11 protein-coding genes are annotated in these 14,602 nt (G+C 29.3%); 6 read left to right on the top strand and 5 right to left on the bottom strand.

Annotation, left to right across the window (positions count from 1 at the left end; all coding sequences use genetic code 11):
• Window positions 1-78: 78 nt before the first annotated feature.
• The gene (locus LACAL_RS12655; RefSeq protein ID WP_013871148.1) at window positions 79-894 is read right to left on the bottom strand and encodes a DUF1853 family protein; all 816 of its coding nucleotides are present in this window, start codon (window positions 892-894) and stop codon (window positions 79-81) included.
• Window positions 895-996: 102 nt separating this feature from the next.
• On the opposite strand from LACAL_RS12655, the gene LACAL_RS12650 reads away from it, so the two are divergent.
• The 3 genes from LACAL_RS12650 to LACAL_RS12640 all read left to right on the top strand — a co-directional run bounded on the left by LACAL_RS12650 (window position 997) and on the right by LACAL_RS12640 (window position 5,043).
• Window positions 997-2,550: a DEAD/DEAH box helicase gene (locus LACAL_RS12650; RefSeq protein ID WP_013871147.1), complete on the top strand. Its 1,554-nt coding sequence runs from the start codon at window positions 997-999 to the stop codon at window positions 2,548-2,550.
• A gap of 134 nt (window positions 2,551-2,684) precedes the next feature.
• Window positions 2,685-3,806 carry a DEAD/DEAH box helicase gene (locus tag LACAL_RS12645; RefSeq protein WP_013871146.1) on the top strand — a complete coding sequence of 374 codons (1,122 nt, stop codon included), beginning with the start codon at window positions 2,685-2,687 and terminating at the stop codon, window positions 3,804-3,806.
• 4 nt (window positions 3,807-3,810) lie between these two features.
• Window positions 3,811-5,043 carry a class I SAM-dependent rRNA methyltransferase gene (locus LACAL_RS12640; RefSeq protein ID WP_013871145.1) on the top strand — a complete coding sequence of 411 codons (1,233 nt, stop codon included), beginning with the start codon at window positions 3,811-3,813 and terminating at the stop codon, window positions 5,041-5,043.
• Between the two features lie 69 nt (window positions 5,044-5,112).
• Here the strand turns inward: LACAL_RS12640 and hpf are convergent, their stop codons facing one another.
• Complete coding sequence (gene hpf / locus LACAL_RS12635) at window positions 5,113-5,415, bottom strand: ribosome hibernation-promoting factor, HPF/YfiA family (RefSeq protein WP_013871144.1); 303 nt, start codon at window positions 5,413-5,415, stop codon at window positions 5,113-5,115.
• 159 nt (window positions 5,416-5,574) lie between these two features.
• On the opposite strand from hpf, the gene LACAL_RS12630 reads away from it, so the two are divergent.
• From LACAL_RS12630 to LACAL_RS12620, 3 genes are all read left to right on the top strand, one after another.
• Window positions 5,575-7,326, top strand: a complete 1,752-nt coding sequence (locus tag LACAL_RS12630; protein ID WP_013871143.1) for a hypothetical protein — start codon at window positions 5,575-5,577, stop codon at window positions 7,324-7,326.
• 88 nt (window positions 7,327-7,414) lie between these two features.
• Window positions 7,415-7,702 carry a hypothetical protein gene (locus LACAL_RS12625; RefSeq protein WP_013871142.1) on the top strand — a complete coding sequence of 96 codons (288 nt, stop codon included), beginning with the start codon at window positions 7,415-7,417 and terminating at the stop codon, window positions 7,700-7,702.
• 88 nt (window positions 7,703-7,790) lie between these two features.
• On the top strand, window positions 7,791-8,480 hold the full coding sequence (locus tag LACAL_RS12620) for a Crp/Fnr family transcriptional regulator (RefSeq protein WP_013871141.1): 690 nt from the start codon (window positions 7,791-7,793) through the stop codon (window positions 8,478-8,480).
• An 878-nt stretch (window positions 8,481-9,358) separates the two neighbouring features.
• Here LACAL_RS12620 and LACAL_RS12615 read toward each other — a convergent pair.
• The 3 genes from LACAL_RS12615 to LACAL_RS12610 all read right to left on the bottom strand — a co-directional run bounded on the left by LACAL_RS12615 (window position 9,359) and on the right by LACAL_RS12610 (window position 14,463).
• Window positions 9,359-12,697 carry a P-loop NTPase fold protein gene (locus LACAL_RS12615; RefSeq protein WP_013871140.1) on the bottom strand — a complete coding sequence of 1,113 codons (3,339 nt, stop codon included), beginning with the start codon at window positions 12,695-12,697 and terminating at the stop codon, window positions 9,359-9,361.
• A gap of 192 nt (window positions 12,698-12,889) precedes the next feature.
• Window positions 12,890-13,027, bottom strand: coding sequence for a hypothetical protein (locus LACAL_RS15475; protein WP_013871139.1), 138 nt, complete (start codon window positions 13,025-13,027; stop codon window positions 12,890-12,892).
• A gap of 422 nt (window positions 13,028-13,449) precedes the next feature.
• On the bottom strand, window positions 13,450-14,463 hold the full coding sequence (locus LACAL_RS12610; protein WP_013871138.1) for an LLM class flavin-dependent oxidoreductase: 1,014 nt from the start codon (window positions 14,461-14,463) through the stop codon (window positions 13,450-13,452).
• Window positions 14,464-14,602: the final 139 nt, after the last annotated feature.

Genomic DNA, 14,602 nt, shown 5'->3' with positions numbered 1-14,602 from the left:
ATTTGGAGACGCAAAATAAGACTTTACACTGTATTGCTAAAGCTTATTTTTAGAGAGTTATTAACGGTTTTTGTAACGCTATTGCCAAGCGACTACAAAACACTTGTTTATTTCACCATTTTTATTTTTTAACCATAGCATTGGCGAATACTTTTCTGTTTTAAATGTATTTAGTTCTGGAAGTATATTATTATAGCTTTTCCAAGCTACATTTGGATTTACATCTACTAACCAATTGGTTTTTTTAGGAATGTAAAATTTACAGTTTTCAAATTGTGGTAATTCTGAATACTTAAAATAAAAGCCATAAATGCATTCTGGATTTAAAGTTTTTAATTGTATTTGTTTTCCAAAAGGAATAAACAATTGTGCTTTAAAGTAAATTTTTTGTTTAAAATCTTCAGCTTTAAAATTTAAACTATCCAACAATACTTTAGTTTCTGGCGCATAGAGTAGTGGTAATTGTTTTAATTTTAGCTTGTTTAGTTTTTCTATTAAGCTATCACGACGCATTGGTCCAATACAGCAATCTATTTCTTTATCACCAAGCGTTTCATCATACAAATAGAATTTAAATTGAATTTCTAAGTGTATTGGCTGGTTGCTGTCTAAAAACAAACAATCCAATTCACCTATAGTTTGATTGTTTTTAGTTTGTATTTGAGGGTTTTCGGTTAAAATTGAAAAATTTTTATTTAAAAGTAGCTCGGTAGTAACAAAACGTTCTACACGCTGTCCTAATCTAATTCGCTCTAAACCGCTACCACTAAAAACAGGTGTTTTTTGTTTTGGTAAACGCAATGGTTGCATACCATTTACAGGATTTAAAAATAAATGCGGTGTGTTGTAAAAGCCACAAAATTGGGCTTGTAAGCTAGTAAAAAAGTCTTTCATAAGAGATTACGAATGTAAACATTTTAAATTTTTTTAAAAATATTCGTCAAAAGCCTTTAATTCGTTGTATTTTTGCACATCTCAAAATTTTATTTACCATTAATGAAAGTCACAGCTTTAGAATTAGAAGAAAGACAAGAAGGCAAAAGTTTATATAGCTACCAACAAGGAGCAATTAATAAAATTTTCAAGTGTTTTGAAGAAGCACCTGAGGATTACCATTTATTGTATCAATTACCAACTGGTGGTGGAAAAACAGTTATTTTCTCTGAAATTGTTCGCCAATATTTAAAACACCATAAAAAGCAAGTTTTAGTAATGACGCATAGGATTGAGCTTTGTAAGCAAACATCTAATATGCTGTCTGAATTTGGTGTAAGTAATAAAATTGTAGATTCTAAGGCAGATTTAAGTGATCAAGGTGATTTTAATTGCTTTGTTGCCATGGTTGAAACCTTAAATAATAGGTTAAATGATAACAAACTTGACATTAGTGATATTGGTTTAGTTATTATTGATGAGGCGCACTACAACTCATTTACTAAACTATTTAAGTTTTTTGAGAAATCTTTTGTATTAGGAGTAACAGCAACACCATTAAGTAGTAATATTAACCTTCCAATGAAGGATAATTATGATGAGCTTATTGTTGGAGAAACTATTCAATCTTTAATAGATAATGAGTTTTTGGCACGTGCCGAAGTGTTTTCTTATAACGTAGGTTTAACCTCTTTAATAGTTGGTGCAAATGGTGATTATACTGTAAAATCATCTGAAGATTTATATACAAATACAGACATGCTTACTAAGCTTATTCAAGCTTACGAAGAACGCTGTAAAGGAAAGAAAACCTTAATATTTAACAACGGTATTAATACATCGTTACACGTTTATGATACTTTTAGGCGAGCAGGTTACCCAATTGCTCACCTAGATAATAATAATACAAAAAAAGAGCGTAAAGCTATTTTAAAATGGTTTAAAGAAACACCTGATGCAGTATTAACTTCGGTAAGTATTTTAACAACTGGATTTGATGAACCTACTGTAGATTGTATTATTTTAAATAGGGCAACAAAATCTTTAACGCTTTACTACCAAATGATTGGTCGTGGATCGCGTATTTTAAAGAATAAAAACAAATTTACTGTTATAGATTTAGGTAACAACCTTCACCGTTTTGGACCTTGGGGAAGCGACTTAGATTGGCACAAAATATTTAGATCTCCAAACTTTTACTTAGATGGTATTTTAAGTGATGAAGATTTAGAAGAAAACTTTAGGTATGAAATGCCTGAAGAACTTAGAGCAGAATTTGCTAAGTCTGAAGATGTGTATTTTGATGTTAAAGCCATGTACATTAGATCTGTAAGAGAAGGTGATTCGTCTAAAGTAATTTTAGAGCGCTCGATAAAGCATCATGCTAAAATGTGTATAGAAAACAGTGAAGATTTATGGGATGCTTTAGGCTTAGCAAAAATGCTAAAAGACGATATAGATTACCGTATACAACGTTACACAAAATGTATAAGTAAAAGTACTTTTAACTTTGTAGAATGGTTAAAAGATGATTACAAAAAGAAATTAAACGCTTATTTACGTGCTAATTTCGATGAGATGTTTGAAGAAATTCACGGGTATCCACCAGAAGATTAATAAAATAAGTAGCTTTTAACATACTTATTTTACAATTACAAATATAGTCTCGTCGAGTGCAGTCGGGACGCTTAGGTTTTATATTATTTATAATAAGGTCTCGACTGCGCTCGACCAGACAAAAAAATCTAAAAATGAGTACTTTCAGAGACTTAGGAATACACAAAAACTATATAAAATCGCTTAAAGAGTTGGATATAAAAACACCAACAGAAATTCAAGAACAAGCGATTCCAATTTTAATAAAATCTAAAGTAGATTTTGTTGGCTTAGCACAAACTGGAACAGGAAAAACTGCAGCTTATGGCTTACCTGTTTTACACAAAGTTGATGCTAATAAAAAAAGTGTTCAAGGCTTAATAATAGCACCAACACGTGAATTAGTACAACAAATAAAAAAGCAACTTTTTAAGTTTACCAAATACAACGACAAAAAGATTTTTGTTGAAGGTGTTTATGGTGGCGAGAAAATAGATATTCAAATTAGTAATTTAAAGCGTCCAACACACATTATTGTTGCTACACCAGGACGTTTAGTAGATTTATTAGATAAAAATATAATCGATTTAAAACATATTAATACGCTTGTGCTTGATGAAGCAGACGAAATGTTAAGTATGGGTTTTAAAAAAGATTTAAATATAATTTTAGACGCTACTACAAAAAGCGCTAGAAATACTTGGTTGTTCTCTGCAACAATGCCTACCGATTTAAAAGCTATTGTAAATCGTTATATTTCTAAAGATGCGGCTAGAGTAGAGGTTAACCGAAATAGCATAGTAAACGCAAATATTTCGCACCATTTTGTACAAACACCAATTGTTGATAAAGCGCATACTATTATGCGTTTGCTAGACGATAGAGCAGATGAGCGTGGTATTATATTTTGTAGAACAAAAGCAGGAACACAAGCTTTAAAACAACAATTACAAAAAGAAGGTTTTAATGTTGATGCTTTAGAAGGTGACATGACGCAAAAAGAACGTGATAAAGTTATGCGTGCTTTTAAAAACACCAACTTACAAATTTTAATATCTACAGATGTCTCTGCGCGAGGTATAGATGTAAATAATTTAGCATTTATAATTCACCACCAATTACCAGAACATATAGAATATTACACACATAGAAGTGGAAGAACAGCAAGAGCTGGAAAAAAAGGAGAATCTATAGCTTTAGTCTTACCAAGTGAACTTAAAAAAGTTGCAGAACTAGAAAAGGCTTTAGGTATAAAAATTAAGGAATTAACTTTATAATTCCATGTCTTTAAATATTAAAAGTAATACTTTAAATTACAGCCCTAAGCGATTAGCAATCAAGCTAAATGCAAAAGGGGAGCAATTTGTATTGCAAGGTCATCCTTGGGTTTTTAGTGATAATATTACAAAAGTAAATACCGATGCTAATAGTGGTGATTTAGCCATAATTTTTAGTAAAAATAAAAACAAAGTTATAGGCTTAGGTTTATACGATGCTAATTCTCCTATTCGTATAAAAATGTTACATAGTGGTAATACTCCAGCCACAATAGATAACACTTTTTTTAAACAAAAAATAGAAGCAGCATTTGCTAAGCGTAGTGGTTTATTGCAAACCAATACAAACAGCTACCGCTTATTATTTGGTGAAAATGATGGTTTCCCAGGTTTAATAGCAGATGTTTATGCACATGTTTTAGTTGTAAAGTTATATTCTGAAATATGGCTTCCGTATTTAGATGGTATTTTAGAAAGCTTACAAACTGTTAGTAATGCACAAACTATAGTCATTAGATTAAGCCGAAGCTTAGAACAATCAAAACTTCATAATATTAAAAACGGAGCAGTTGTTTATGGTACTTTACCTAACGAAGTTATACAGTTTATAGAGCATGGTGTTCATTTTTCGGCAAATGTAATTAAAGGACACAAAACCGGTTATTTTTTAGACCATCGTGCTAACAGGAAACAAGTAGGCGAGTGGAGTAAAGGCAAAACAGTACTTGATGTATTTAGTTACGCAGGTGGTTTTTCGGTACATGCATTAGCTAATGGAGCTAAAGAAGTTACCAGTTTAGATATAAGTAAACAAGCGCTAGACATTGCTTACCAAAACGGAAAATTAAATAATTACTCAGGAACTCATAAAACCATTGCAGACGATGCCTTTGTAGCTTTAAAAAAGCTAATAAAAAACAAGCAAACGTTTGATGTTGTAGTTATAGATCCGCCAAGTTTTGCAAAGCAGCAAAGCGAAATAGAACTAGCAAAGAAAAAATATGCACAATTAGCACAATTAGGCGTACAGCTTACTGCTAAAAAAGGATTATTAGTATTAGCTTCTTGTTCATCAAGAGTATTAGCTCAAACGTTTTTTGATATTAATGCACAAGTTTTACGCGAAAGCAGTAGAACATCAGACTGTATTTTAAAAACGTACCACGATAGCGACCATCCTATTGGATTTCCAGAAGGCGCATATTTAAAATGTGGCTATTACAGGTTTGATGTGTAATAACAAATACTTTATATACATAAAAAAGCCGCTTAAATAGCGGCTTTTTTAATATTTAGTATCTAGTGATTAATGCGTTTGCATTGCATCTTTTCGTTTATCAAGTTGTCGCTCTAAAGCATTTATAACTTCTGCAGAACTCTTATGAAAAGAATCTGTTGCGTTTTCTGCAAACAATCTAGGTCCTGGAGCACTTAGTCTAATAGAGGTTTTCATTTTAGAATTTCTATCGCTAGTATTTTCAGTTTTAAAAAACACATCGGCGCGTACTACAAATTCATATTTATTAAATAATTTCTCTAATTTTCCGTTTACATAGGCTTCTAGTTCTTGACTAGCTGTTACGCCATCATATTCATAGTTCACTGTCATATTATTCGTTTTATAGTTATACTTAAAGATAGAAAAAAATCTTGTAGCAAAATCCCTTTTAACCAAAAATTGTGAGTTTTATTCTGTAGTCTGTAAATGTTCTTCCTCACATATTTTTTGTACTTTTAGTTGTGAATTTTTATAACTCTTTAAACAGCAATGAGTAGCAAACCCATTTCCGATTTACACAATCATCCAAGTTTAAAGCCTTACGGCAATCCTGCCAATATTAAAGACATTTGGGATTATTTTAAAAATAAAGAACCTAAAGATTATTTTAAACAAATAAGTGTAAGAAAATGGATTATTAATCTGGTGTTAAAAAAAATGGCTACCTATTCACAGTCTAATTTAGACAGTTGTTTTAAAGGTAATAATAGGTTAATATTCTGTTCGGTTTATCCCATTGAAAAACAATTTTTAAAGCCCGTAAGACCATTTAAAAAAAGCACTGGAGTTCATCGGTTTATATTAGGTTTAATTTTCGGGAAACAGTTTAATTCAAAAAATATTGCTGTAGATAAAAAAATAGTGTCGTTACTTGCCGGCATTTCAATTAAAACGGCAAGTCGGTTAATAGATCCTATTCACGATAATAGTATTGATACCATAGATTATTTTAATGATTATATTTTTGAATACCAGTTTTTATTACATGCTAACCGAAGTACATCTCAACAAAGTTTTAACGGTATAAACCCTAAATTTCAGCTTGTAAAAAACTACGAGCATTTTTTAGAAATGCAAGCGAATGATACTATTTGTGGTATTATGACTATTGAAGGCATGCATGGTTTGGGTGTTTATAATAAAAACGATTTGTTTGAAACCGAAAAAATAGAATCCTTGCCATTAGAGCGCCAAAACAAGCTAAAGTTGTCGTTTATAGAAAATATTGAAGCTCTAAAAAAGGAAATGTTTCCGCCGTTTTTTATAACCTTTGCACACCATTTTAATAACTTATTAGTTGGTCATGCTAAAAGCTTTATGGATGGCAAAGGCACTTTTGATCCTGGATTTTCAGATATTTTTGACCAAACTTTAGGTCAAGATTTAGGTATTTCTAGTTTTGGAGCCATTTTAATTTCCGATCATTTATTATCTCGAGAAAACGGACAACGTATTTTAATAGACATTAAACACATGTCTGTTTTAGCACGAAAAAGCTATTACAATATGTTAGCTCATTTTAGAGAAAAAAGCGATGCATTGCATGATAATATACCCATTATTAGTAGTCATACAGCAATAAGCGGTATTAAGACTTTAGACGATGCGTTACATAAAAAAGACAATTTTGAATTAGATAAAAACTCATACGTGAGTTTGTGGGATATTAATTTAACAGATGAGGATATTGTTGAAATTTTTAAGTCTGATGGTTTAATTGGTATTTGCATGCACGATGGCAGGATGCCAGGAAACAGGTTTAGAAAATTATTAAAAAAAGCAGATGCTGAAACAACCAAAAAACTACATGTACAGCTATTTTTAACCAATGTTTTTCATATAGTTAAAGTAAATTTAAATTATATAAGAACCGTAAATAAAACCAGAACAACCTCTAAAATAGACGAAGTAGAGGCGTGGAAGACTGTTTGTTTAGGTAGTGATAATGACGGTATTGTAGATCCTTTTGACCATTATAGTACAGCGGCAGATTTACCTACATTTAGAGCAAAAATACTTGAATCTTTAAACCATTATGTATTAGAAGATTATGTAGGTTTTAATGTCATTAATTTACCAGATGAAACACAATTTACCATACAAGAATTAGACGATTTAATGGTAGGACAACCGTTTGTAGAAGCTATAGACAAGCTTTTTTATAATAATACCGATGCATTTTTGAGTAAGTATTTTACAAAGACATATTTAAACCAAACCGAAGCCGATTTTATAGTTTAAAGAAATATTTTTTAAAGTATGATAAAAGTCATATTTTAAAATTATTTGCTGCCATACCTTTGATGTATAATAACTAATACAATTGATTATGAATACATTATACAGTAAATTATTAAGCGAAGTTAAACAAGATTTTATGGGTTTTGCGGCATTAGCCATTATACTTTCCACTTGTTTAGGATCAATAGCAGTAATGTACACTTTGGCAAATGGCAATGGTTTTTTACAAATGTCTCAAGTATTATTAATAGTTGTAGCTTGTAGTTTACACAATGCATCAATATTAACTGTGCAAAAGCCAAAAACAACATTTAATTTATTAATAATAAGCGTTTTATTAAGTGTTTTACTAACAACATTAAATGTTGTGTTTTAACTAGAATGTTTTAAATTAAAAAAAAGGAAATAATTTTATCGTTATTTCCTTTTTCTATTTTAACTTTAAGGTATTAAACACTATTTAGATGGAAAACCGTTGTGAACATTGTATAATACGGCAACTTAATGCTTTAAAAACCTTAGATAAAAAAACATTAAAAACAATATCTGATAGTAAACAAACTAAAACTTTAAAAAAAGGAGAAGCCATATTTAAAGAAGGAGAGTTGCTTAATGGTGTTTTTTGTGTAAGAAATGGTGTTTCTAAACTTTCTAAGCTAAGTACAGATGGTAAAAATCAAATTGTAAAACTGGCTACTAAAGGCGAAGTTTTAGGACAACGTTCTGTAATTTCTCATGAAACTACCAATTTGAGTGCTGTGGCACTAGATGATATGGAAGTGTGCTTTATACCTAAAAACCATTTTGAAGATAATATAAATACCAATCCAGAATTTACAAAACAATTGCTTTTACATATGGCAAAGGATTTAAAATCTGCCGATAATTTAATTGTAAATATTTCTAACAAAACAGTTAAACAACGAATTGCTGAAGCTATAATTTATTTATATACTAATTTTGGTCTTGATAACGATGGCTACATTAGTATTGTATTATCTCGAGCAGATATTGCAGATGTTGTTGGTACTGCAACCGAAGCTTGCATAAGAACTTTATCTAGTTTAAAAAAAGAAAACTTAATTAGCTTAAAAGGAAAACAAATTAAAATTGAAAATATTAAAGCCCTTGAAACTATAGTAAATGGTTTTTAATTATTTTGAATATTTAAATTCCACAATGGAAGAATAGCGTTTTAAACATTCTATTTTACATAATATTAATTATAGTACATTTTACAACAATTAGCGAAATAGCGTTTTTGGCGATATTTGACATAATTGCAGATATAACGTCGTAGACTTATATCGATAGTAATTATGTCAAGCTAATTGTGGCTTCGTAGTTATAAATATTACTATGTAACTAATTTTTGAATTGAATATTCTGTACAATCATTCATGATTTTTTAAATACGCGATTCTAAAGAAACTTTAGAAACTATAAATTTGATACTATAATTAGCCGTTATGTAAATATCAAAATTCTCGTAATTGAGTATATGTAGGGAATATTTTTTTCTACGCGATGCTCGTGGATTGCCATAAGAGCTTAAATTTTATGAAATCGAGTTTTTTAGGAGATTCACGAACACATTTGAAGTTTCTGCAAATAATTTAATAAGTGAGTAAAAATAAAATTCCAAGCACTTATTCTATTCTCGTTACTATTTAAACTTTTTTAATTAGGAACTTCTAATATTATGTAAAATAGAAATTGATGTTTTGAACTTCTTAAGTTTTGATTATATCTTTTTTTCTTGATAAAAAAGAAACAAAAAAATCAAGACTGCATAAAATTTTGGAAACAATTACGGCTCGTTACGCTATATTTTAGACTATTTAGCGTTAAGAAAATGTACCCAAAGTACATTTTTAGTTAAATACGATTTGAAACGTGATTTTAGCAAAGTGTTGTATCCACATCCAATCACCCACTGGATAATTGCATTTGTATAGCCTAAAATATGTACGCTTCACTCACCTATTGTTTTGCCAAAATTTTATGAGGTCGAGTTGAACTCAAATTTAAATTAACCTTCCTTTACTTCATCGTTATTCTCTTTTTTAGTAGGAACAACTAATTTAGTTCGTTCAAAAATAGAACTTATAATTTTAGGTTCAATTAACTCTCTTTCTCCAGCAGAATCGAACATCTCTGATAAATCTTGATTATAGAGTCCTTTTGATGAATTAAGAATTTCAATTAGTTTTTCTAAATGGTTTTGTATTATAAAAACAAATAAGTCGTCATCATCTTTAAAATGAAGAATAATTTTTCTACAAACTTCGTCAGCTTTAGAAAGAATATTTGACGAGTATTCAAAAAGTCCTAATGCAAAAAATTTGATATGACTAGAAGAAACCTCTGTTTGATTGATTATTACATCTAAAATGTCATTAAAAATCCTGTTTAATTTTCTACCATCAAGATAATTATTCTTTAATAATTCATCCCAAAACTCAACATCATCTGGAATGCTTTTTTCAGTTTTGGCAATAGATTCAAAATATTCATCATATGCATTCATAAATGAAGCATCTTTAGTTATTTTTTTATCCAAAAGTTCATTTTCTATAAGCCCTTTATAAGTAAAATTTAAATTGTTATCAGTATCAAAATTCTCTAACCAAACTTCTTTCGAAGTATTATTCAACTTATTTATAATTTTATTATGAATATGCTTGATAGAATTAAAACTGTGATTGTCTTCAGAGAAAGTTAATTCTATGATAGCTGTTCTTAAATCAAACACATCTTCTCCTTTAAAGCTTTCTTCAAATTTAGTATTCCAATTATCAAACATATTTAGGAAGTCATTAAAATTATCTGGGAAAATTTTAGTGTTGATTTTGTCTAAATTTTCAAAAACCCATTTTATACTTAATGATTGTGTAAACCCGAATTGATTACGTGTTATTATATTAATTATTTCATTAAGTAAAAGATGATTTCTTCCTTTGTCTATGACTAATTTAAGTAACGAGCCATAATCAATATAATAATGAATAATTTCAGCAATTCTTTCTGCATTATCTATTTTACCAAGCTCTGTTGTGAAAAATGAACTTCTTGGCACAGTAGTTTCCAAATGAGCAATTTGATTAGCAATTACATCAAAATAAGGATTTTCATCACTACTTCCATTATGGTTTAGATAATTTGTTGCAGTAGCTTCAGGTATTAATTTTAAAGCTTTTTTCCCTGTGAGTGTTTTGATAATTTCTATTAAATATTCAACATCTTCTTTCGACGTATAACCTACAGCTTGTAGTTTTGTTTCAATATGTTTTCTGAATTCTTCAAAATTATAAGACTTATCATTTTTCTTTAAAAACTTTATGACGTGTAACCAATTATGGTTCATAGGTATTCCGTCTTTATGTTCAATATAATATTTGTTTAATTCTTTTGAAGTTGAGTAGATTTTCAAATCTTTAAAAGTACATTTGCCTTCTTTAAAAAGGTTCTCCATATCATCTATGAAATAAACAAATTGGTCAGATGTAAATTCAACTTTATCTAAATCTATATTTATCTTAATTGAATTTTCATTTATATATTCAATTAAATCATATACAGTTGAGTAATAATCACTTCCTTTTTTAGATTTTATAAATTTTTGTTTGCTATTATAAGCAATTTTGTCAGCAAGTTTCTTTGACGTTCCTTTTGAAGTTTTTGCTAAAATATTTTTGTGCCAATCAGTTAATAATTGGAATTCCTCTTCTGGTCTTCTATCTAAGTTTTTACCAAATTTTTCCCAATATGAAGATAAAGATTTCGAAGAGACTACATCTTTAATCTCATCTAATATTTTTGCAGTATTCTCTGGTCTCGAACTTGGAAAATCACCTTTTTGAATTACATTATCAAAATATGTTTTAAACTCACTGTGCTTTTTAACCTCTTTCAGAACATCGAAATTAGCTTTGAAAAATATATCTTCAATATTATTTTTTAGTAGAATTTCGCTTGATTTCTCTTTATTAACATTATATACTATAGCAGCTAGACTCTCCTCCAATTCTGCGTTATTGTTAAAGAGATATGATTCTTGCTTTAGGAATTGTTTACTTGAAATAGTAGTTAGAGGATTTGATAAAATCTCTTTCTTTCTTAAAGAAAAAAGTGCTAAATATTTAATGTCAATTGAATTATTATGCTGTAAATAAAGAGAGACTAGGTTGTTAACAAATGTTATAATATCTCTTGGTCTTCTATTATTTGTATCAGTAACTATTTCATAAAGAGATGAAATAAAGTCAATATCATCACTACTAATAATTTCCTTAAAAGCTTCTTTAAATTTTAAAACAAAGAATTTTTTCCAATCCGATAAAACAGGCGGAGAAATTCTAAAAATTGTTGAAAAAGTTTTACCTATAAAATTATCAATTATATATGAGTCTTCATTTTTATCAAAATGACTTGATAAGTGTTCTTTATCGTAAGGAATAATAACCCAGACATTATCAATTTTTTCTTCCGCAAAGAAAGTGTGTATCGAAGACCATAATGACAGTACTTTTGCACTATCTGATAACCTGTCCATATTATCAAAAACTATAACTAAACCGTCTGATTTTAAATCTTTAGTAATTTTCTCAAAGTATTCCTTAAAGCTCTTAACAGATGGCTCATCTTCTAATGTGTGTTCTAATTCTTCTGAAGTTAAATCTGAACCACTAAAAATGTAAAACAACTGTTTAAATCTATCTTTAAAGTTTAAATTTTTTGTTTTTTCGTCTTTATCAAAATCTTTATATTCTTTCTTTATTTCAATTAATCCCCAAACAAATAATATTACAGGTAAAAAATATTTTATTAGTATAAGTTTTAATATTGGAGATTGAAATGATGGAATAAAATCTTTTGTACTAAAAAAGTCTTCATTTAAAATATCTAAAAAAGAAAATAATAATATGGAAGCCATTATTAAAATCCAATAGAACTTTACTTTAGGGAATTTTTCTGTAGTTTTTAGTGAAGTTTTTGAAAGTAACTTATTTAATTCTTTATTCCAGTCAATACTGCCTTTAAACTTATCTTTTTTCTTAAGTTGTGAAATTAACTCTTCTAGAAATGTTTTTCTTGTTAAATCTTCTTGATGTCCCCAAGCATCATAGGTAAAAAAGAAATAATCTGAATCTAACTTATCGAATTTAGAATTAAGTATGCTAACTACATTTGATTTACCTGAACCCCATTTACCTTGAAGACCAATTATATTGTTAGGCAAAGATTTATCTTTTATAAGCTCAAAGATTGTATTTGAAATTTTTTCGTGTGATTTGCCTTCAAACAAATCTTCTCCTGATGGAGAACTAGAAATATAAGTTGGTTTTGGTTTAATGGATGGTTCACTCATAAATAGATTTTAAAATGTTAAAGGTTTACTAAATCAAGAGTTGTACCGTTTGGGAATCCATATGTTTTTAAGCAAATAACTGACAAAAACAAAAGAATTATAATAAAAATACGACAATAAGTCATTGATTATAATCCCTATACGATTCATTAGTCGTTTTGTTCAAGTCAAAAAACAGGTTTTACGATTAAATTAATCACCCTTTTTGTGTTTATGTTTTTTTAATGGAGGATAGTCTTTCTTTTTATCTGGACTAACTCGTCTTCTTTTGTCTAACGAACCATCATCTTTTTTTGGTTTTGGACCAGGTTTAATAGCTTCAATTTTCATTATGATATTTGGTTTTAAATATTCAAGTATAAATATATAGAAGTGAAAAGGTAATAGGTTACGGTAAACCATAAAGAAAGTAAGGAATATTTATCCCATTACATACACATTCCTACTTCGCTCCTATCGTCGCTTCGGGCAAAGCGTATTTCATTACATTTTTAAAGAAACATTTGAGAAGAAAAAAATAAGAAAATATAGTAGTTTAAACTTCGCTTTTCCCAAATCAAAGTTACATAACGCAGAACATTATAGTACATTTTATAGCAATTTGCGTAATAGCGCTTTTGGGCGATATTTGACATAATTGCAGATATAACGTCTTTAAACTGATATCGAGTAATTATGTACAAGCTAATTGTGGCTTCGTTAGAGTAATTTAGATGTGCAGCTATTAGTGCTATTAAATTACACTCTAAAAATTACATTTCACTATTCAACTCAGTCATAATTTCGGCAAATAGTTTATACGATTTTATTCTATCGTCTATACTATAAATATTTGTTACGGCTATTAATTCGTCTGCCTGAGTATTTTCAATAAATGCTTTTACTTGAGCTTTTACAGTTGCTTTACTACCTATAAAAGAATATTTAAGCATTTGATGTACTTGTGGATTTTGCATGACTTCTCTATAATCGTTAGTCATATCTGTTGGTGGTTGTACAAAATCACGTTTTCCTGTAAAGAGACCAACAATCATACGAATTAATGAGGTTGATAACCTTTGAGCTTCTTCATCTGTATCTGCTATTATAATATTTACTCCTGCTATTACGTATGGCTTTTCTAAAGCTTTAGAAGGCTTAAATTCGTTACGATAAATACTTAAAGCATCCCATAAATGAGCGGTTGCAAAGTGACTTGCAAAAGCATAAGGCAGTCCTTTTTTGGCTGCTAAATGTGCACTATCTGTACTCGAACCTAAAATATAAACGGGTACGTTTACACCTTCGGCAACTGTTGCACGAACTTTAGATTTTGTGTTTTCAGCAGAAAAATAGCCTTGTATTTTTTCTAACTCATTAGGAAAGGATTGTGCTGCCTGCATAAAATCTGAACGTATGGCTTGAGCGGTTTCTCTATCGGTTCCTGGCGCTCTGCCTAATCCTAAATCTATTCTGTTTGGATAAAGTGATCCTAATGTTCCAAATTGTTCTGCAATTATTAATGGCGAATGGTTTGGTAACATAATGCCACCAGATCCTACTCGTAAAGTATTTGTGCCTTGAGCTACGTAACCTATTAAAACAGATGTTGCACTACTGGCTATATTATGGGAATTGTGATGCTCTGCCAGCCAATAGCGTGTATAACCAAAAGCTTCGGCACTTTGTGCTAATTTTAAAGTATTATTAAATGTTTCTTTTAAACTATGGTTTTGTGAAACTAGTGCTAAATCTAAAATAGAATATAATGTGTTTTTTACTGCCATAAGGTGAGATTCTTAATCCTTTTTAATCATAAGGATTTTCTTCTTTTAATTACATTACAAAGTTAAAGAACAGCTTAAATTTTTAATCTAATAATTTGTTAATTAAACCCTAAGTATAACACAAAAAAACAGGCAACTA

It is taken from the genome of Lacinutrix sp. 5H-3-7-4 (genome assembly GCF_000211855.2).
GTDB lineage: Bacteria > Bacteroidota > Bacteroidia > Flavobacteriales > Flavobacteriaceae > Lacinutrix.
The sequence above is the reverse complement of the archived record's forward strand: the minus strand, read 5'-3'. Positions and strand labels throughout refer to the sequence as shown.

Excerpts from the sequence above, each read along its gene's own strand:
- LACAL_RS12655 (WP_013871148.1), bottom strand. The coding sequence starts at position 894 with ATGAAAGACTTTTTTACTAGCTTACAAGCCCAATTTTGTGGCTTTTAC.
- LACAL_RS12650 (WP_013871147.1), top strand. The coding sequence starts at position 997 with ATGAAAGTCACAGCTTTAGAATTAGAAGAAAGACAAGAAGGCAAAAGT.
- LACAL_RS12645 (WP_013871146.1), top strand. The coding sequence starts at position 2,685 with ATGAGTACTTTCAGAGACTTAGGAATACACAAAAACTATATAAAATCG.
- LACAL_RS12640 (WP_013871145.1), top strand. The coding sequence starts at position 3,811 with ATGTCTTTAAATATTAAAAGTAATACTTTAAATTACAGCCCTAAGCGA.
- hpf (WP_013871144.1), bottom strand. The coding sequence starts at position 5,415 with ATGACAGTGAACTATGAATATGATGGCGTAACAGCTAGTCAAGAACTA.
- LACAL_RS12630 (WP_013871143.1), top strand. The coding sequence starts at position 5,575 with ATGAGTAGCAAACCCATTTCCGATTTACACAATCATCCAAGTTTAAAG.
- LACAL_RS12625 (WP_013871142.1), top strand. The coding sequence starts at position 7,415 with ATGAATACATTATACAGTAAATTATTAAGCGAAGTTAAACAAGATTTT.
- LACAL_RS12620 (WP_013871141.1), top strand. The coding sequence starts at position 7,791 with ATGGAAAACCGTTGTGAACATTGTATAATACGGCAACTTAATGCTTTA.
- LACAL_RS12615 (WP_013871140.1), bottom strand. The coding sequence starts at position 12,697 with ATGAGTGAACCATCCATTAAACCAAAACCAACTTATATTTCTAGTTCT.
- LACAL_RS15475 (WP_013871139.1), bottom strand. The coding sequence starts at position 13,027 with ATGAAAATTGAAGCTATTAAACCTGGTCCAAAACCAAAAAAAGATGAT.
- LACAL_RS12610 (WP_013871138.1), bottom strand. The coding sequence starts at position 14,463 with ATGGCAGTAAAAAACACATTATATTCTATTTTAGATTTAGCACTAGTT.